The following is a 19,040-nucleotide window of genomic DNA, read 5'->3' on the forward strand; positions in this document are numbered from 1 at the left end:
CGACCCCGGGATAATCTCCTTAGCGCGGTCCGTTTCGCTTGGCGGCCGATGCGCCGGTCGCCTCTGCGGCGATTGGCGCGACGCGGCTCCAGCCGAACGGTGTTCCGCGAAGGCGGTGATTGAGGCCCGGGGGACACGGGCGCATCGACCGGACCGTCCAACGGCCGGACCCGAGGCGGTGTTCCGGCTTCCGGTGTGAGTCGCCCCTCACTCGATCGAGAAGTCGTCCCGACACGCGTCGGTTCGATGCTTGACTCCCGGGATTCGGCGACCGCGGCTCGTAGCTTCGAGGCATGGATTTCAGCAACGAAGTACGAGTCGGACAACACACCTACGGAGTCACCGCCAAGCGCGAACCGGTCAGTGCGGATCAGCCGGCCACCGTCGCGGTGGAGTTCACCGGAGCGGATGCAGACGGCCGCGTCGTCGCCGAAGGCAACCTACTGATCGCCGTCGACGGGCTGGGCGACGCGAACGCGTTCCTGGCCCAGACCCTGGACAGGCTGGCCGCGCTGCACGTGCCTTGGACGGCCGGGCACGGGCGGAGCCGACCACGCCCGCCCAACGCCGGTCGACCGTGGACCGAGCCCGACGGCGAGCGGCTCCGGGAGCGGTGGCTGGGTTCGGTGGGTGAGCCCGCGAGCCGATTGATCGAGGAGTTGGCCGAGGAGTTCGGCCGCACCAGCGGAGCGGTCCGCGCACAGCTGCCCCGACTGGGCTGCGACTCGGACGTCCCGGGCCGGGTGCTCGCTGAGACCTGACCCGCGGCCCGGCGTCGAGACCGGTGGGAATGGCGAATCGGACATTCGCCGGGCGCCGAAGAATTGTTGAACCTGGAATCGATTCCCGCTCGATGCGCGGTCGCGGGAATTGCCATTCTGCAGAAATTGGGAGGAGGGTTTGCGGGGTGAGAAGGCGAGTGGTTCCGATATCGCAGTTATTTCGCCCGCGCCAGTCGGCAAAAGAAGGCACCGCCTCGCCGGAGGGCCCCGAGTGCACGCTGTCGGGGAGGTCCGTGCGAGGCGGTGCATGGGGGATCTGCGGGATCGTCGCCGGGGTATCGTCCTCGGCTGTCCCGTTCAGATCCGGGTCAGCACTTCTCGAAGGTGCTCGTCGGGGAGTGGGCGATTGCGCCGGTGGAGCTGATCGTCTCGGTGTGCACCTTGACGGTCGCGCCGGAGTTGCATGGTGCCTTCGTGGCCAGGTTGATCTCGGTGCCGCTCTGCGCCAGCTCGCCGAGCACCTTGGGCGTCGCGTCCTTCTGCTCGACGACGATCCGCACGGTGACCGTCGCGGTGTTCAGGCAACCGGTGCGCCCGCCGGTGGCGGTCAGAGTGTTGCCCTCGCGCGTGGGTTGGTAGGCGAACAGTGCGCACGCCGGGGCGGACTCGGCGGCGACCGCCGGGGCGGCGGGCGCGACCGCGAACGCCGCGAGCGTCAACGCGGCGCTGAACAGGACGGGCGAGTGTCGCATTCGGGGCCTTCTTCCGTGTACCGAATTGCTGACGGATACAACGCGGAGTCGATCACCCGCCACGATGGCTGTCAATTTGGAATTGGTCGGAGCGCAGTTTTTCACCCGGGAGAGGCTAGTTATTAGTAGTTGTTCAGAGGATGGAGGTTTGTGCCCGGCCGGCTTGGCCGGACGCCAGGGGAGGAGGACGGATTGGACGTTTTTCTGAACGCGATTTGCGGCCGGTTCGCGGCGTCCGGGTGATCTCGGACGGCAGCCGTCGCGCGCCTGCAATATTTGCAATGCCTCTGTTAATATCGCAAGCCCGATTGAGGGGGTGTGGATGTCGAAGACGGTCGCCAAGGCGGTCCACGTGCTCGAAACCCTTGCCGGAGCGCCCAAGACTGTCGCGGAGCTGGCGCGCGAGCTCGGGGTGCACGGCTCGACCGCGCTGCGGATGCTGCAGCCGCTGGCCGACGGCGGCCTGATCGCCCGCGGATCGGACGGCCGATACCGCCTCGGGTTCCGGCTGGTCGAGCTCGGCCAGCAGGTGCTGGAGGAGATGGACCTGCGCGCGGTCGCCAGGCCGCACCTGATCTCGCTCGCGGACGCCACGCGCTCGACGGTGCACCTAGCGCAACTGGTGGACGACCAGATCGTCTACGTCGACAAGATCGAGGGCGCCGCGTCGATCCGCACCTGGTCGCGGATTGGACGGTCAGTGCCGCTGCACACCGCCGCCGCCAGCAAGGTGATCCTGGCCGCGCTGCCGGCTGACCACCGGGATCGCCTGCTGTCCGCGCACGCCTTCACCCGCTACACCGAGCGCACCATCACCGGCGAAGCCGAGTTCCGGGACCACCTGGCCGAGGTCGCGAGGCTCGGCTACGCCACCGACCAGGCCGAATTCGAGCCGCTGGTGCACTGCATCGGCGTCCGGATCCCGGACGTCACCGGGCAGCTCCTGGCGGCCGTGTCGCTGACGACGGTGCGCGCCGACACCGATCTGCCCGAGCTCGGCAGCCTCCTCGGCCAGGTCCGGGACACGGCCACCGCGATCGCCGTTGCCCTCGGCCACCAGGCGGGTTGAACACCGGTCGGGGTGTGCCGGGTCCGAAGGAGGCCGGGGCTTACCTAAGGCCTGTTTCGAAAGTGGTTTGCGTCGCGGTGCAGGTAGCGGAACCTCAGAGGCCTTCTCGCGCCCCGACATCATGAATGCCAATTCATCGCGTCGGGGACTGGCCTCGCCGAGAGCCCTCCGGCGGGCACAGCCCCTGAGAACCCGCGGCGGTGCCAGTTGCGTGCCAGTTGAGTCCCACACCGCAAGCGGCTGCCGCCGCTTATAAATCACGTCCTAGTTCGCGATGTCGGGTGATCGGAACAACTCGGGGCAACCCGTGACCGTTCCCAGCGGTGTTCGTTACCAGGATGTTCGGTATTACCCGGGAGGATCGCGATGACCTGGATGATCTACGGAGCGAGCGGCTACACCGGTCGGCTGGTCGCCGACCGGGCGCTCGACCGCGGGGAGCGGCCGGTGCTGGCCGGTCGCTCCCCGGCGAAGATCGCGGCCTTCGCCACGCCCAGGGGCCTGCCGTACCGGGTCTTCGACCTCGGCGACCCCGACGCGGTCGCCGAGGGGCTGCGGGGCATCGACATAGTCGCGCACTGCGCCGGTCCGTTTTCCGCGACGTCGGCGCCGGTGGTCGAAGGCTGCCTGCGAGCCGGCGCGCACTACCTCGACATCACCGGCGAGATCGACGTTTTCGAGGCGGTTTTCGCACGCCACGAGGACGCTCGCCGCGCCGGTGTGGTGCTCCTGCCGGGCTCGGGCTTCGACGTGGTGCCCACCGACTGCCTGGCCGCGATGGTTGCAGCCGACCTGCCCACCGCGACCCATCTGGACCTTGCCTTCCACACCAGCGGCGGGATCAGCGGCGGAACGTTGAAGAGCGCGCTGGAGGGTGCCGCGCTGGGCGGCAGGGCGCGCGTGGACGGCGAGGTGCGCACCGTGCCGCCGGCGTGGCGTCGACGTGAGATCCCGTTCCCGTCCGGGCCGCGGCGGGTCACCTCGCTGCCCTGGGGTGATGTCAGCACGGCCTACCGCAGCACCGGGATCGGCAACATCACAGCCTTCGCCCACCTGCCCGGACTCGACCGGACCGGCCGTCGTTCGACCCGGTTGTCGCAGGTCGTGATGGGGTCGCACATCGTGCAGCGGCTGGCCAAGGCGGCGATCGGCGTAGTCGTGCGCGGCCCCGGTCGGGCCACCCGCTCGCGCAGCTGGGTCGAGGTCTACGCGGAGGCGACGGCACCGGACGGCGCGAGCGTGTCGGCGGCCCTGATCGGCCCGGACACCTACGACCTCACTGCGGACGCGGTGCTCCGGGCGGTCCACTCCCTGAGCGCGGAACCCCCGGCGCCCGGCGCTCACACCCCGTCCACGGCGTTCGGCGCGGACTTCGTCCGCCGCCTCCACGGGGTCAAGATCATCGAACCGGCCCGCCGCTGACACCATCCACAATGCACGAAGTGAGACGAGATCGAGGAAGTCGGCGGCGCTGGACGTAGCGGCGCGAGGTGCCGGTTTGCCCATGAATGGCACGGAAAACCGAGGTTGGCGCGTGCATTTTCGAGGCGGAACCGACCTGCTTTGCTGGCTGGCTCCGCAATGTGGAAACGGAACATCCATTGTGGAGTCATGTATCGGCACGAGACTCGCTAGCCGACTCCCGGTTCCACGTCGAGCGCGGCGGCGATCCCATAAATCGTCTTCGTCCGGGGAAAGTCCTGCATCGGACGGTCCGGGTTGCCTAGGTGAAGATGCTGGTCGGGGCCTGTTCTCCCTTGGTCAGGGCATGCTCGACGAGCTATCGCCACGTCAGTGTGGGATGGTCCAGCAGGCCGCACACACCTGCGGAAGACCAGTTGGCGTTGTTGTGACCCGACCATGCTTCAGACAGCCAGCCGGGTACAGTGCCCCATCCGCCCACCGAGTCCAGGAGGACCAGCAGCATGCTGCCGCTCCGTTCCGGCGCGAACATCGCCGACCTTCAGCGCTACGTGGCCGACATGGAGACCGAGCGCGGGTTCTCCCACAGCACCGTGCTGGAGCAGTCCCTCAAACTTGGTGAGGAGGTGGGCGAGCTGTTCAAGGCCATCCGCAAGCGGGAACACCTCTCGATGGACCACAGCTCGATCACCGGGACCGTGGACGAGGAGCTAGCCGACGTCCTGATCTACGTGTGCGCAATCGCCAACCGCCTTGGCATCAGCCTTGATGAGGCGCTGCGAGCAAAGGAACTCCTCAACGAAACGCGAATCTGGACAGCCGACAGTGCTACGCCATGATCTTGGGCTGAACTGATCATTCAGTGCCCGTACAGCCCGAGTGCGAAACAGGGACAGATGGATGGCCATTCCGCGTTTTGCCTGGGAGCAGGTCTCATCCCGCGCATGTAGCTTCGTTGAAGCCTTGACCGGCCCCGTGCTGTCGGCCACGACGGTCGGCCCCGGCCAGAACTCCGCCGTAGCCGCAACCCTGGACACGCCGCAGGGCCGTGTGTTCGTGAAAGGGTTGCGCAGCGGGACGAGAAGCGTAATTACCCAGTAGCGCGAGGGACTACACGTCAGGTTCCGCAGACCTCCCGCACCTGATCACCACCATGCGGCGACTTGCCGACCTGCCGCAGCTGGGTCGAGGTGTACGCGGAGGCGACGGCGCCGGATGGCACGAGTGTGGCGAGAACCGAGGTTGGCGCGTGCATTTTCGAGGAGGAACCGACCTGCTTTGCTGGCTGGCTCCGCAATGTGGTATCGGAACATCCACTGTGGAGTCATGTATCGGCGCGAGACTCGCTAGCCGAGGCCCCGCGGGGTCACTCCACGAGGACGCGGAGCATGCCCTCCGGCCCGGACTCGCTCTCCAGGAACTCCAGGAAGGGCCCTTCGCCGGACGGCGGGCGCAGCGACGCGAACTCGGAGCGTTCGCCCGCCAGTTCCATACCGGTCGCCGTCGCAATGGTCCGGGCGTCCGAGCGCGGGTCCGAGGTGTCGATCACGACTGCGGCGACCGGCCCGGTGTCGGCGTATACCTTCCGGGGTTCCAGCACGCACAGCTCGTTGCCCTCGACGTCGGCCATCACCACCCACGGCACGTCGCTGCTCTGGTCGATGTCGGCGAACCGGGCGCCGGCGTTGAACAACCGTTCCACGATCCTGTTCTGCTCGTCGTGCGACTCGCTGCGCAGGTCCAGGTGCACGCCGTTCTTCCGGGTCTTGGCGCGGGCGCTCCCGACGAACCGCAGCGGCACCCCGGGGCCGGTCGGCTGGACGACGGTCCCGGCGCGCGTGTCGAGGTGCCATCCGAGCACGTCGGCCCACCACCGCGCGAGCCGCTCCGGCTCCTGCGCCGAGAACTCCACGACGACCGATGCCATGCCGCGAAAGTACGGGCACCCCACCGGTGCGCACAACTCCGCCTCGGCAGCCAACGGCGAGGTGGCGAACTGTCCGGCGGTAGTCGTAGCTTCCGGCCCATGCGGATTCGCGATGCGCACCGGGACGACTGGCCGGAGATCCGGCCGTTCATGCAGGAGATCGTGACGGCGGGGGAAACGTTCTCCTGGGATCGCGACATCGACGAGCAGCGGGCCAGGCAGCGCTGGTTCCTGCCCCGGCCGGGCCGCACGGTCGTAGCCGTCGACGAGAAGGGGCGGGTGCTGGGCACGGCGGTGTCGGGCCCGAACCACGAGGGCCCGGCGGCGCACGTCGCGACGGCCAGCTTCATGGTCGCCCCGGACAGCTCGGGGCGCGGCGTGGGCCGAGCGCTGGGACGCCGCGTCCTGGACCAAGCACGAGCGGACGGCTTCCGGGCGATGCAGTTCAACGCGGTCGTCGAGACCAACGTCGCAGCGGTGGCCCTGTGGCGCTCCCTCGGCATGCAGATCGCGACGACCCTCCCGGAAGCGTTCCACCACCCGACCCACGGCTACGTCGGCCTGTACGTCATGTACCAGCGTTTCAGCAGCTAGCGACCGGTGAGAAGCCTGTTTCCAGACTCGGTTGCGTGGCGGCGCGGATAGCGGAACCTCAGACGCCGTCCGGACTCCGGGATGTCCAACGCGGCGTCGCTCGCCAGACGACGTCTGAGCAAGTTGCTTAGGCGGGTTAAGCGCAATGCCGCTTCGACGACGAAGATCAAACCCACATCGTTGGCACCAGAACAAGCTCACGGGTCCTGACCCGTTGGATTCAAAATGTCCAGCCCGGTGCGGAGGTCGGTCAGCAGGGTGGGGAGGACCGCTTCCTCTTCGATGGCTCTGGCCGTCGTGGCCATCAGCTCCGCAAGCTGGGGATCCCAGGGGGTTTCGAGCGGGGTGCCGACGAGGTTCGGCAGGTCGGTGCGGGTTGCCGCGGCCCGGTCGAGGGCTTGGCGGTAGTCGGCGGCGGACATCCGCCATGGACGCGCGTTGTGGTGCGTCAAGAGGGATCGGGTGATGCCGATGCCGGGCCAGTCGAAATCGCCGTGGTAGTGCAGCGTGGCGCCGCAGTCGGTGAGGCGCTGCAGCAGTGTCACGGCAACCGTTGTGGGATGGCCGGACACGCACACCACGGGGTGCGCGATGCGTTCTTCCACCGCCGATTCGAGGACTCGCGGGTTCTCGCACACGGCGATCGTCGTGCCCGCCTCGACGAGCGCGGACGGGGCGGCGCGCAGGTCGAGGTGGGTCAGGTGCGTCGGCAGACCCAGCGCGGTGCGCTGCCGGACGCCGTGCGACCAGTCGTCCGAGCCGGCCAGTGGCAAGGCCCAGCACAGAACGGTCGCGGACACGGCATCGAGCGTGACTCCGCAGCGCTCCCACAAGGCCCGGCGCTCGCGCTCGTTGACTGGTGTCTCGGCCCCGTGCGCCAGCGCCGCGGCCTTGAGCACAACCCGGCTCAACGCCGTGCCGTTGTCGAGCTGATGCGCTCCGCCAACGCTCGCCGCTAGCTCGCCACGCGACGTCCACGCCTCCGGTGGCTCCGCCAGCGCTAGCGTGCTCAGCGCCTTCGCCGCGCGCCGCGCGACGTCCGGGAGCTCGTCGTCGCCGACTCGCCCGTACTGCTGGAGCCACTGCGTCCACGGCTCCGCCCATGCGGCCGTCGCGAGTCCTTGCTCGGCCAGCGCCGCTCGCAGCGTCCCTGCGGTCCGCTCGCGCCGTTCGTCCGGCTCCGTGGTCTGGCGCCGCGCCAGCGGCCGCTCGTGCAGGATCTCCAGAACTTCCGCCAGCCCCAACGCGAACCGGCTGCGTCGGACTGCTTCGTCCAATTTGGACACGCTGATCCGTGTACCCTGCCCCCACATCGGACGGCCGTAGAGCTCGCCGACGGCTCGTTGGGTCTCGGCATCGGGCAGCTCCAACCGGAACGTCGCCGGGGGTTTCGCGGCCTCCAGCGCTTCCCGCGCCTGCGCCCACAAGCCACGCAGCGGCTCAACGCCCCACACGGCACGGACGTCGTCCTCGACACCCACGTCGGATCGCCCCCATTCGCTCATAAGTGTGCAGCGTGAAAGGCACCCTCCACCAACGTAGTCGGCAAATGGTGCCCCGCACACCTAATAGATCACGTGTTGGCGCGGTCGAGGGCGGCGCCGTCCCACGTCGTGTGGGTGCAGGCGATGCCGTGGCCGCTGCGGGGCCGGAGCACGTCGTAGATGTGCATCTTCGGGATCTTCGGGGACACGCCCCAGCCGCTGGGCCAGGTGATCAGCCAGTCCATGTCGAGGTCCACCAGCAGGCCGAGCATCCGCGCGATCGTCGGATCGTCCAGCCGCTCGAACGCCTCGTCCAGCAGCACCAGCCGCAGCGGCCCGCGCCCGTCCGACGACACGCTGACCGCGTCGTAGAACGCCGCCGCCGCCGCGAACAGCGTCACGTAGGAGATCAGCCGCGTCTCGCCGGAGGACAGCTGCCGCAGGCGCCGCACGCGGGGCTTGCCGTCCGGTCCGGTGTCGCGAACCCGGACGGTGAACGCGAACCACGACCGGTAGTCCAGCGCCCGCGCCAGGATTTCCGCGTAGCCGCCCGAGGTGCTGTCCCGCTCGGACTCGATCAGATCCGTGAACACCCGGCGCAGCAGCGTGTCCTGGTCGTCGCTGCGGTTGGCAAACGGGGTGCGGACCAGCTCGATGGCCTGCTTGATGTCGTCGCCGAGCGCCGCCGACGGCTGCCATTCCAGCTGGACGTGCACGCCCTGGCTGGAGCGGGCGCCGTCGAGCACCTCGTTCATCCGCTTGCACAGGTCCTCGGCGATGCCGACCTGGCCGCGCAGCCGCTCCGCGAGGTCGCGGATCAGGTAGTCGGCGAAGATCGACTGGTAGCGCTCGTTGAGGTAACCGCGCTGCTCGGCGAGCCGTTCGCCGACCCGGCGCGCGGCCTCGGCCACCGGCTGCGGGCCTTCCTCGCCGGTGACGGTCACGGTGAGCAGGCCGTGCTGGTCGGCGGCCGTGATGTCGTAGTTGCCGCTCAACGAGTGCTGCAGGGTTTGCAGGCGGTTGAGCACCGTGGATTCCGTCGAGCCCCGGCGGTCCGCCTCGGCGAGCAGGCCCGCCGCCTCGTCGAGATCCTCCGGCGTGGTGCCGGCGATGCCCGCGGCCGACCACAGGCCCGGGATGCGCAGCACCTGCCGGAACGTGTCGGTCGCAGCCGTCGCGTCGTGCTCCCGGCTGGCGAGCTGGGACTGCTTGTGCTCCAGCTGGGTTTCCAGTCGCGCCGAGGACTCCCGCAGCGAGCTGATCTTCTCCCGCGCCTGCGGCAGCTGCTTGCGCAGCCCGGCGCGCTCCCGCTCGAAAGCGCCGACCTTGTCGGCGATCTGCTGCGCCTCGCCGCCGACGGCGGAGGTGAGCTCCGCGAGGCCGGTGGCCTGCTCCGCGTACTCGGCGCAGCGCCGCTCGGCCTGCGTCTCGGCCTCCATCCGGTCGGCCACCGCCGCGTCGTGGTGCAACGAGAGGTCCTGCAGGTCCGTGAGGGTCGGCAGGCAGCGCGACTCGATCGCCTCGCGCAGCGCATCGATGCCAGCGCGGGCGTCGACGGCGGCCCGGTGGGCGGTGTCGAGCGCCTGCGTTTCGGCCGACAGGCCGGCCTCGCCCGCGGCGCGCACCAGCTCGGCCTGCGAGGCCTGCCAGCGCTGAGCGGCTCTCTCGTGTTGCTCGCGCAGCTGCCTGGCCTTCTGGTCGGCATCCGCCGCGGCCTCGATCGCCGTGGCCAGCTTGGCGTGCGAAGTCAGCAGGTCGCTGTCGTCCGGGTACGACTCGAGGTGCTGATCGAGGGCCGCCGCGTGCTCGCCCGCTTCGCGGTGCCGCCGCTCGGCTCCGCCGATCTCGGCGCGCAGCCGCGCGAGGTCCTCCTCCAGCTCCGCGATGCGCCGGGCTCGGGCCGCTTCGCGGGCCCCCGCGCCGACGTACTCCGCCGTCTCCTTGCGCCAGGCACCGGACAGCACCCCGGCGCTCCAGGCACCGGTGACCGACACCGAGAGTCCGGCACCGCCGTCGATCGACACCGAGGCGAGCAGGGCGGCGACCCGCTCCGGCGGTACCGGGCAGTCGGCCTCGGCGGCTGGGGACAGCAGCTCGGCCAGCGTGCCGCCGGAGCCGGACTCGGCGGGGGCGGCCAGGAGGTCGGCGAGGCCGGGCACTGCGCCGTCGGCGGTGACCCAGGCGTTGAGCAGCCCGCTGGACTGCAGCGCCGCCTCCAGCCCGGCCCGGTCGGCTTCGCCCAGCGACGGCTGGAAGTCCACCAGCTCGTAGAAGGCCCGCCCCTGGCTGGCGTCCCGCTCGGCATCGGCCCAGGTGGGGCGGCTCGGGGTCTGCTCGTGCCCGGCGCGGAGCTCGGCGAGTTCCTGTTCGCGGGACCGGGATCGCTCGCGCAGCTCGGCGATTTCCTGCTCGACCTCGGACACCTGCCGACGCGCCTTGTGCAGCTGCGGCTTTGCCCAGCGGCGTGCCTGCTCGCGGGCCTGCCGGGTCGCCGCGCGGTCCCCGACCAGGTCCTCGGCGGCGGGCGGCTCCGGCGGCAGGTCATCCACAGTGGACGGCCACTCGGCGGCCCACTTCTGCGCGCGTTCCACCCACACCGCCGCGGCGTCGGAGAGTTCCTGCTGCGCCTGGTTGCGCCGCCCGGCCGCTTCCGTCGAGGTCAGCTGCGCCTGCCGCGCCTGCCGCTGGAGCTCGGTGACCTTGTCCCGCTCCGCGTCCAGCTCCCGGGACTGCTGGTGCAGCGCGAGCGTCAACGCCGAACGCTGCCGGGCGACCGACGAGACCTGCTCGGAAGTCCGCACCGCCGCGCGGAATTCCGCGGCGAGCGCATCGGTGTCCGGTCGGGGCGCGGCGTAGCGCTCCACGGGCACCGGCTCCGCGTCCGGTTCCGGCGAGGTGCGCACCCGCGCCTGCTCGGCCTGCACCTCGGCGGCCGGAATCGCCGGTGGTCGCGGCACCAGCGACCCGTCCAGCCCGGCCGTGGAAAGCTGCTGCGCCGCGCGGGCCGCGGCCTGCCCGGCCGCCTCGGTGTCACCGGTCAACCGGCGCAGCATGCCCACCACCGACTCCGCCGAGCGGTACTCCTGTGCGCGGTGCTTGTTCGCCGTGCCGAGCGCGGAAACCGCTGCGGTGCGGGCGCTTTCCACCAACCGCTCGCGGTCGCGCAGGTTCTGCAGTTCGGAGTACGCCGGGTGGGAGCGCAACGCGTCGATGCTGGATTCCAGCTCGGCCTCGCGCTGTTCCAGTTCGGCGATCGTCTGCTGCGCGGTCTCGCGGTCGTGCCGCTTGCCGGCCACCTGCTTCTCCAGGCCGGTCAGCTCCTTGCGCAGCGCCCGAAGCTTCTCCTGCGCGGTGCGCATCGCCTCGGCGCGGTCGCGCAGCGCGCCGAACGCGTAGCCGGAATAGGTGGACAGGAACGCGGTGAGCGCCTTGTCCGCGCCGGTCAACCGGACGATGTTCTCCCGGATCGACTCCAGGTCGTCGAACGAGGTCGCCAGCCGCTCGATCAGGCCCGGGTCCAGCGGCGGCAACGCGTCCGACAGGATCTGCTCCAGCTGGCCTTCCAGGACCTTCAGCCCGACGTCGGGGTTGCGCAGCGTCCGCTGCAGGTGCAGCAGGTCGCCGTAGCGCGCGGCGGGCACGCCGTAGACCGAGGCGGCGACCTTCGCGCGGAACGCCTGGTCGTCGAGGACGCAGTCGGCGCCGAGCAGCTCGCGCAGCTGCGCCGAACCCAGCGGCACCCGGTCCGTGCCAACCAGGTGGAGGTTGATGCCGACCCGGCGGCCGGTGATGAACCGCCACGAATCGCTGATCGACTGCGAGGTCTTGGACGCCTTCACCCCGATGCCGCAGGTGAGAAATTCCTCAGTCCCGCCGTTAGCACCGCCGCCCGGAGTCTCGCGGTGCAGCTCGATCCAGGCATAGCCGATCCTGTTCGGCCCGCCCGGGTACTCGTCGAGCATCAGGCGCCGGATGCTGACCGTGTCGAAGCCCTTCGAACCCAGCTGCCGCAGGTCGCCGTCCAGGCACAGCGGCAGCAGCAGCTCCAGGGTGCGGGACTTGCCGGAACCGTTGGTGCCCTGGAAGATCGCCCGGCCGCCGCCCAGGTCGAAGGTCGTCTCGGCGTACTGCCAGATGTTGACGATCCCGCCGCGGTGCAGCCGCCAGCGGTTGGCGGTGGGCACCGATCCCGTGCTGTCTGCGCTCACCGTGGACCGTCCTCTTGCATCTCGTCGAACACCGTCATCTCGTCGAACAACGACCAGCCCGGTGGCTCCGGGGCCGGTTCCGGTTCCCGGCCCGGGGCCGGGGTGGCGTCCGGCTGCGGCAGCCAGCGGTGCGCCGCCGGGCTGAGCAGCCATCGGCCGTCGTGGTCCTGCAGCAGGCCGAGCCGGCGAAGCAGCGCGACGACCGAGTGCACCAGGTCCTGGTGGTCCCCGGTGGCCTGCCGGGACCACGCGGCCGGATAGGAGTCGACCAGCTCCTGGCAGACGTCGGTGAAGTCCTGCCAGGTCACCGGGTGCTTGCCGGACCCGTCCGGCTCCGCGCGGCCGAGCAGTTCCGGCAGCGCCAGCAGCGCGATGCGCGCGACCGTGCCGGGGCCTGGAAAGACCAGGTCGGTGAGGTAGTCCTCCGGATCGCAGACCACCACGCCCTCCGCGCGGCACTCGCCGACCAAGCCGAAGAACCGCTCCAGCAGGCGGGATTCGTTCGTCACGTGCTCGCGCAGCCAGGCGGCCTGCTCGGTCGGCAGGTCGTCGTAGAGCACGACCGGGTCCTCGACGAGCCGACGGCGCACCGCGTGCTCCAGGTGCCGCGGCCCGGCCGCGGCGGCCAGCTCGACCAGCTGCTCGGGGCTGCCGGCCTCGGCGAGCGGCCCGGCGATGAGCTGGCCTAGCAGATCGGTGTCGATGGTGATCAGGGCCTCGGCGGTGGACTCGGCGGTCACCGAGCCCTCGGTTTCGTTGATCACACCGAGCGCCACCAGCTGCCGCAGCGCCGCCGTGAGCGCGCGCCGATCCGCCGGGTCGTCGACCACCTGGACATCGGCCTCCACGGCGGCTGCGCGCACGTCGCTCACCAGCCGCGACAGCAGGACCTGGCGGCCGATGCCGGTCAGCGCGGCCAGCGTCAGCGCCAGGTACGCGTAGCCGCGGGGCGACAGCGACGCCTCGCCGCGGGTGGCGTCCGCGCCCGGGCCGGACTTGTAGAGCCGTGCGAAACGCCGCTCCACCACCAGGCGGTAGCCCAGCAGCGAGGAGAACACCTCCTGGAGCACGACTCGCTGGCGGTAGATCATCGGCAGCAGGTCGCCGTCCGGTCCGCCGGGGCGCAGCAGCGGTCGGCGCAGCAGCACGCGGGCGCAGCGAACGACGTTCGCCGCATCGATGTCGGGAAGTTCTTCGAAGGTTGAGATCATCGAGCGGCTCCCCGCAGGGTTTCCGGGGTTTCGGGGATGGCTCCGTCGCCGGAAACCTCCAGCACGGTGTCGCGCAGCGTCAATGTGCCTACCGCGCTGGAGATCCGGGTTTCCCGGCCGGCCTCGGGGCGCACCGTGACGCGCAGCCGGTGCACCGGGTCGAGCGCCGTGCCGGAGTCGTCGGAACCTTCGCGCTGCGCCATCGCCAGCGTCAACAGCTCGCACAGCACGCCGAGCGCATCGCCGGAAAGCTTCCGCTCGGCCAGCTGCGAACTCGCCGCCGCCAGCTCGGCGACCGCCGCGGAGCGCCGCTCGTCGGCCTGACGTGCTTGCGCCAGCAGGGTTTCCTCGGTCATCGGGTCGTCGAGCACCCGCGAAGTCCGGCCGCGCGCCCCGCGATCACCCCGGCTGCGCACGCTGACCGTCACGTCGAGCACCGGGCCATCGCGCCACGCGACCTTGTCGTTGTCGCTGTCGTAATCCGGTGCGGGCAGCAGGTGCCGCGCCGAATGCAGGCCGAAAGCGGCCGAATAGACCTGGTGGGCGGTGGTTTCGTTGGCCCCGTCGAACCACTTCGCCAGCTTCAGCAGCTCGCCCCGGCGCCCCGGCACCAGCCCACCGCCGGAGGTGGCGCGTTTGACGCTGGCCAGCAGCGAGCCGATCGCGCGGGCGGTGGCCTCGCGCAGCGCGGCCACCTGGCTCGGCCGACCCGGTGAGTCGACGAACCAGTCGGTCAGCTCCTGCCAGTCCGCGGCGGTGCGGCCCCGGGCGCGTTCCACGTCGATGCCCAACTGGTCGGCCGGACCCAGCAGCCGGAGCAGCTCGCTGCGGACCCCGGCCAGCCCTGCCAGCGAACCGGCGATCGTCGCGGTGTGCCGCAGCACGTCCTCGACGACCATCTGGATGTACTCGACCAGCAGGTTCCGGAACCCGGAGATCTCGTCGGGCGCCAACTGGTGGCGGGTCACGACCTGGCCCAGGTACGCGTAGAAGTCGCGGACGGTGGCGGCGAGCTCGGCGTGCTGCAGGAACACCGTGGTGACCTGCTCGGCGAGCCGTTCCCGGGCCTGCCGGGCGGGTTTCGCCTTCGGGTCGCGGCGTTCCACGGCCAACGCCTCCGAAAGCGCCACGCCGATCCCGGACAGCCCGCGGTCGATGGCGGGCAGCAACTCGCGCGAGACCTCGCGGGCGCCTTCGGGAACCCGCAGCAGCGCGTCGACGTCCCGCTGCACCCGGACCGCGAGCTTGCTGACCTGGTAGCGGACGCTGCCGTGCTGGAACTCGGCGATGCTCGACGCGATCGTCTCGCGGCGGCCCACCACCAGGTTGCCCCACTTGACCAGCTGCTTTAGTCGGTCGATGGCGGTGTCCACATCGGACTCGCCGGCCGCCACCCGGCCCTCGCGCTCGGCCGCGGCCAGCGCCGCGCCCACCTCGCCGGCGGACAGGTCGGCCAGCAGCGTCGAGGTGAACAGCCGCATGATCGCGAGATAGGTGCGGTGCTCGGGTGCCTGTAGGTAGGCGAAGAGCTGCAGGCGCTGCCCGCCGTCGCGGGTCTGCTCGGGAGCCTGCGTGGCCGGCACGTCCGTCGCGGTGGTTCCCGCGACGCCCGCGCGCAGCACGTCAGCATCGTGGTCCGGGGCCGTCACGGTCCGCCACGATATCCGGTCGTGCCGACACGTCCGGTCACCTGGCATGCGGTGGCCGGTCCCACCGGCCCCACGGGTAGCGTTCCGGAAAGATTTGCGAGGTGCGGGGGGCACCTGCGAACCCTTGGTGCGTCCGGACCCGAGAGCCGCTCGGGCGGTGGTATCCGCTCGACGGGCTCACGGCCGATCACCAGGGAGAACGCCTATCTGATGGGGATGTTGCCGCGGGCTTCCGGAGAGGCTCGCTCGCACCAGATCGATTTGGAGGAACGGCACCGGTGAGCGCGGGACGGGCGGTCGGACTGCTACTCGGAGTGGCCGCGGACGCGGCGATCGGCGACCCGAAGCGCGGACACCCGGTCGCGATCTTCGGCAAGGCCGCGCAGGCCGCCGAGCGGGCACTGCACCGGGACCAGCGGATCGTCGGCATCGCCTACACCGGCCTGCTGGTCGGCGTCACGGTCGGGATCGGGGTCATCGCGCAGCGGCTGTCGCGGCGCAGCCCCGTGCTGGAAGCCGCAGTCACCGGCCTGGCCACCTGGGCGGTGCTCGGCGGCTCGTCGCTGGCCGACGAGGGCACCGCGATGGCCCGGATGCTCGACGCCGGGGAGATCGACGCGGCGCGAGCGCGGCTGCGGAACCTGTGCGGGCGGGACTCGGCGGTGCTGGACGGGCAAGGCCTGGCCCGCGCCACCGTCGAATCCGTCGCCGAGAACACCTCCGATGCGGTGGTCGCGCCGCTGGTGTGGGGAGCGATCGCCGGGGTCCCAGGCCTGATCGGCTACCGCGCGGCCAACACCCTCGACGCCATGGTCGGGCACCGCTCGCCGCGCTACCGCAACTTCGGTTGGGCCTCGGCGCGCCTGGACGACGTGCTGAACCTGGTGCCGTCCCGGTTCGCGGCGGTGCTGACCTCGGCGTGCGCGCCAGTGGTCGGCGGATCGGCGAGCGGGGCGTGGCGGACGTGGCGGCAGGACGCCTCGGCGCACCCGAGCCCGAACGCCGGGCAGGTCGAGGCGGCGTTCGCCGGTGCCCTGCAGATCCGCCTGGGCGGCCGGACGGTTTACGGCCACGTGGTAGAGCAGCGCCCGGTGCTGGGAGAAGGCCGTACGGCGGACGCGGGCGATGTGACCCGAAGCGTCGAGCTCTCGCGGGTGATCGGCACGGTGACGGGAGTCCTGACTGCGGCCTTCGCCCTGACCCGAGCCCTCCGCCGAGACCGCCGCTCCCGCTGAACCACGAACCCCAACTGGTCAGGTCCGTGAGCGGTTTTGGGTGTCATGGCACCTGAAAACATGCACGGTCTCTGACCAGGGGAAATAGGTGGTTCCGGGGGGCCGATTTCGGCCGGAGGCCTAGGTAACTGGCGGCCAGCGCCGTGCTGCGGGTCAGGCTTGGCGGGTTGGTTCGGTTTTGGGTGTTTCGCCGCTTGTGGTGGCGGTGTTCCCGGTTGTTTCGCCGGTTTCGCGGGCCGCTTCTTCGCGTTCGCGGCGTTCTTCCTCCGCGATCGCCTCGGCCACCGACACCTTGCGGCGGCCGCTGCTCTTGCCCCGGCCACCCGGCGTCGGTCCGTCGGCGGGCTCGTCCACCGTGCCAGCCGCGTCGGTCCGGTTTCGCCAGGCCGGGCGGGCGTCGGTGCGGAGTTCCGAGTACGCCAGGTAGCCGATCGCGATGATCGCCATGATGCCGAACGCGATCCACTGCAGCGCGTACGAGAAATACGGTCCCGACTCCAGACGCGGCAGCGGCAATGGCTCCAGCACGCCCGGCTGGCCCTCGTTGAGCGAGAGGTAGCCCGGCCGCAGTGCGATACCGGTGCCGTTCGCGATGGTCTCCGCGTTCACCGCGTAGGCCCAGCGATGCCCGTCGTGGTCGAACAGCGGGCGCTGCTTGCTGTCCTGCTCGTCGGTGCGGACTCGGGCGGTGAGCTTGAGGTCACCGGCCGGCGCGGCCGCGTAGTCCGGCGCCTGGGTGCCGTTGACGGGGCGGATGAAGCCCCGGTCGACCAGCACCGTCGTGCCGTCGTAGAGCCGGAACGGCGTCAGCACTTCGAAGGCGGGCTCGCCGAGCACCGTGCGCTGCCAGGCCAGCGTCTCGCCCTCCGGCAGGTACCGGCCGTGCATCAAGACCTGCGACCACTCGGTCTGCTGGTCCGGCGCCTGCCCAGCGGGCAGCACCTCCGCCAGCGGCTTCGGTGACGCGTGGAAAGACTCGGAGATGGCGTTGTTGCGCGCCTGGGCCTCGTCGCTGCGGCTGAACTGCCAGGGAGCCAGCAGCGTGAAGCAGAGCGACGCGAACACCACGACCAGCGCGATCAGGCCGAGCCAACCGGGTCGTAGCAAGAACTTCAGGCGCACCCTTCTACGGTAAGCGGCCAGTCCGGAGCCCCGCCGCCACCCCCACTGCCGCACTGGCCGCTCGTGGCTAGCGCGATCACCGACCGTCACCTGGGTGAACCTCGTCGCGCGAGAAGCCGCGGCCTGCCCGTGAGTGCCGGGAGATTTGTGAAGGTTGTCACCTTCGGGTGGTTAAGCGTCGAGAGCGGAGCGTGCCGCGGCGACCGCCTGGGACGCGTAGCCTCCGCCGAAGAGCACCGTGTGCACCAGCAGCGGGAAGAGCTGGTGGAGTCCGATCCGGTGCCGCCAGCCGTCGGCCAGCGGACTGACCTCCTGGTACGCCGCCAGGACGCGGTCCAGGTGGGGGCAGCCGAAGAGGTGCAGCATCGCGAGGTCGGTCTCGCGGTGCCCGCCGTGCGCGGCCGGGTCGATCAGCCAGGCCCGCTGCGCGCCCCAGTGCACGTTGCCGCTCCACAGGTCGCCGTGCAGCCGGGCGGGCGGCTCGGCGGGCCCGGCGAGATCGTCGATCTGCGCGCACACCCGCGAGATCACCGCGCTGGCCTCGGCGCTGAGCGCTCCGGAGTCGACGGCACGCCGCAGGTACGGCTCGACCCGGTGCCGGGCGTAGAAGGACGGCCACCGCTCGCCGGGTTCGTTGCGCATCGGGGCGAGGCCGATCCACGCGTCGGCCGGGCCTCCCGGCGGCGCTGCGCCGAAGGCAGGTGCGCCGGCCGCGTGCAGCGCGGCGAGCTCGCGGCCGAGTCGCTCGGCGACCCCCGGGCTCGGAGCCGCCTCTGGAACGTGCTCGGTGACCAGCCAGTTCTCGGTATGCCCGCGCACTGCGGGTACGGCGACCGCGTCGGGCTCGGCGAGCCAGACCAGTGATGCCGCCTCGGCCGCGATGGCGCCGGGCATCGTCGCGGGCGCGGTTTTGGCGAAGACCATCTCGCCGTCGTCGAGGCGGACCGCGAACGCGGCAGCGGTGTCGCCACCGCCGAGTCGGCGCACATCGTCCGCTGCACGGCCGGTGATCTCCGCTACAGCCGCCCGGGCTTGATCGAGCATCATCGTCACAACATCGTCACAACCGTTCGCGGACCCAGTCGAGCAGACCCGGTGTGGCGGCCTCGACCATCGCCAGCACATCGTCGAACCCGTTCGGGCCGCCGTAGTACGGGTCCGGGACCTCGGCACCGTCGGCGGAGTCCGGGTCGAAGGAAAGCAGCAGGCGCACCTCGGCCGAGCTGTCGACGAGGCGGCGCACCGCCCGGAGGTGCCCGGCGTCCATTGCGATCAGCAGGTCGGCGGCCAAGTGCTCGTCGTCGATCTGGGTGGCGACGTGCTCGGTGGGGTAGCCGTGCTCGGCGAGCACCTTCGCGGTGCGCGGGTCGGCCGGTTCGCCGACGTGCCACGGCCCGGTTCCGGCACTGGTGACCTCGACCTGCCCGTCCAACCCGGCCCGCCGCAGCTGCTCGCGGAACACCAGCGCGGCCATCGGGGAACGGCAGATGTTGCCGGTACAGATGAAGGAGATGTGCACGTTTCCCGAGGGTACGGCCCAACCGTCCCCACCTCCCCCCGCGGGGAGGGGAGCGAACGGCCTGCCACCCGCACTCACGGGCATCCGGAGAAAAACCGGTGCGCCCGAGCGTGATGGGAGCGTCCC

The 19,040-nt window shown here is 70.8% G+C and carries 16 protein-coding genes; 6 read left to right on the plus strand and 10 right to left on the minus strand.

What is annotated here, in order from left to right:
• Positions 1-293: 293 nt before the first annotated feature.
• On the plus strand, positions 294-761 hold the full coding sequence (locus tag ACRXBZ_RS29420) for a hypothetical protein (RefSeq protein WP_433881827.1): 468 nt from the start codon (positions 294-296) through the stop codon (positions 759-761).
• A gap of 329 nt (positions 762-1,090) precedes the next feature.
• Here the strand turns inward: ACRXBZ_RS29420 and ACRXBZ_RS29425 are convergent, their stop codons facing one another.
• The gene (locus tag ACRXBZ_RS29425) at positions 1,091-1,474 is read right to left on the minus strand and encodes a hypothetical protein (protein WP_168587182.1); all 384 of its coding nucleotides are present in this window, start codon (positions 1,472-1,474) and stop codon (positions 1,091-1,093) included.
• Between the two features lie 322 nt (positions 1,475-1,796).
• Here ACRXBZ_RS29425 and ACRXBZ_RS29430 point away from each other — a divergent pair, with 322 nt between their 5' ends.
• The 3 genes from ACRXBZ_RS29430 to ACRXBZ_RS29440 all read left to right on the plus strand — a co-directional run bounded on the left by ACRXBZ_RS29430 (position 1,797) and on the right by ACRXBZ_RS29440 (position 4,804).
• On the plus strand, positions 1,797-2,543 hold the full coding sequence (locus ACRXBZ_RS29430; RefSeq protein ID WP_433881828.1) for an IclR family transcriptional regulator: 747 nt from the start codon (positions 1,797-1,799) through the stop codon (positions 2,541-2,543).
• 366 nt (positions 2,544-2,909) lie between these two features.
• Positions 2,910-3,965 (plus strand): saccharopine dehydrogenase family protein, encoded by a 1,056-nt coding sequence (locus ACRXBZ_RS29435; protein ID WP_433881829.1) that lies wholly within the window; start codon positions 2,910-2,912, stop codon positions 3,963-3,965.
• Between the two features lie 503 nt (positions 3,966-4,468).
• Entirely contained in the window at positions 4,469-4,804 is a 336-nt protein-coding gene (locus ACRXBZ_RS29440; protein WP_433881830.1) for a MazG nucleotide pyrophosphohydrolase domain-containing protein, read from the plus strand.
• 278 nt (positions 4,805-5,082) lie between these two features.
• On the opposite strand, the gene ACRXBZ_RS29445 is transcribed toward ACRXBZ_RS29440, so the two are convergent.
• Together ACRXBZ_RS29445 and ACRXBZ_RS29450 are read right to left on the minus strand one after the other, a co-directional pair.
• A complete protein-coding gene (locus ACRXBZ_RS29445) occupies positions 5,083-5,220 on the minus strand; it encodes a hypothetical protein (RefSeq protein WP_433881831.1) in 138 nt (45 codons plus the stop codon).
• A 111-nt stretch (positions 5,221-5,331) separates the two neighbouring features.
• Positions 5,332-6,012 carry a VOC family protein gene (locus ACRXBZ_RS29450; protein WP_433881832.1) on the minus strand — a complete coding sequence of 227 codons (681 nt, stop codon included), beginning with the start codon at positions 6,010-6,012 and terminating at the stop codon, positions 5,332-5,334.
• Here ACRXBZ_RS29450 and ACRXBZ_RS29455 point away from each other — a divergent pair.
• Complete coding sequence (locus tag ACRXBZ_RS29455) at positions 5,992-6,486, plus strand: GNAT family N-acetyltransferase (RefSeq protein WP_433881833.1); 495 nt, start codon at positions 5,992-5,994, stop codon at positions 6,484-6,486. The two genes, ACRXBZ_RS29450 and ACRXBZ_RS29455, sit on opposite strands and share 21 nt — an antisense overlap.
• Positions 6,487-6,683: 197 nt before the next feature.
• Here ACRXBZ_RS29455 and ACRXBZ_RS29460 read toward each other — a convergent pair whose 3' ends face one another.
• The 4 genes from ACRXBZ_RS29460 to ACRXBZ_RS29475 form a co-directional block, all read right to left on the minus strand.
• Entirely contained in the window at positions 6,684-7,967 is a 1,284-nt protein-coding gene (locus ACRXBZ_RS29460) for a TIGR02679 family protein (RefSeq protein ID WP_433881834.1), read from the minus strand.
• Between the two features lie 92 nt (positions 7,968-8,059).
• A complete protein-coding gene (locus tag ACRXBZ_RS29465; protein WP_433881835.1) occupies positions 8,060-12,178 on the minus strand; it encodes a TIGR02680 family protein in 4,119 nt (1,372 codons plus the stop codon).
• Positions 12,175-13,389: a TIGR02678 family protein gene (locus tag ACRXBZ_RS29470; RefSeq protein ID WP_433881836.1), complete on the minus strand. Its 1,215-nt coding sequence runs from the start codon at positions 13,387-13,389 to the stop codon at positions 12,175-12,177. The genes ACRXBZ_RS29465 and ACRXBZ_RS29470 overlap by 4 nt, the downstream gene beginning before the upstream one ends.
• A complete protein-coding gene (locus ACRXBZ_RS29475) occupies positions 13,386-15,038 on the minus strand; it encodes a DUF2397 domain-containing protein (RefSeq protein ID WP_433881837.1) in 1,653 nt (550 codons plus the stop codon). The genes ACRXBZ_RS29470 and ACRXBZ_RS29475 overlap by 4 nt, the downstream gene beginning before the upstream one ends.
• 278 nt (positions 15,039-15,316) lie before the next feature.
• On the opposite strand from ACRXBZ_RS29475, the gene ACRXBZ_RS29480 reads away from it, so the two are divergent.
• Positions 15,317-16,273, plus strand: a complete 957-nt coding sequence (locus ACRXBZ_RS29480) for a cobalamin biosynthesis protein (RefSeq protein WP_433881838.1) — start codon at positions 15,317-15,319, stop codon at positions 16,271-16,273.
• 153 nt (positions 16,274-16,426) lie between these two features.
• Here the strand turns inward: ACRXBZ_RS29480 and ACRXBZ_RS29485 are convergent, their stop codons facing one another.
• The 3 genes from ACRXBZ_RS29485 to ACRXBZ_RS29495 form a co-directional block, all read right to left on the minus strand.
• Entirely contained in the window at positions 16,427-17,395 is a 969-nt protein-coding gene (locus ACRXBZ_RS29485; protein ID WP_433884009.1) for an SURF1 family cytochrome oxidase biogenesis protein, read from the minus strand.
• A 171-nt stretch (positions 17,396-17,566) separates the two neighbouring features.
• On the minus strand, positions 17,567-18,439 hold the full coding sequence (locus ACRXBZ_RS29490) for a fructosamine kinase family protein (protein WP_433881839.1): 873 nt from the start codon (positions 18,437-18,439) through the stop codon (positions 17,567-17,569).
• Positions 18,440-18,455: 16 nt separating this feature from the next.
• Positions 18,456-18,914 carry a low molecular weight protein-tyrosine-phosphatase gene (locus ACRXBZ_RS29495; protein ID WP_433881840.1) on the minus strand — a complete coding sequence of 153 codons (459 nt, stop codon included), beginning with the start codon at positions 18,912-18,914 and terminating at the stop codon, positions 18,456-18,458.
• Between the last annotated feature and the right edge of the window lie 126 nt (positions 18,915-19,040).

This window comes from Saccharopolyspora hattusasensis, assembly GCF_050972075.1.
Classification (GTDB): Bacteria; Actinomycetota; Actinomycetes; order Mycobacteriales; family Pseudonocardiaceae; genus Saccharopolyspora; species Saccharopolyspora hattusasensis.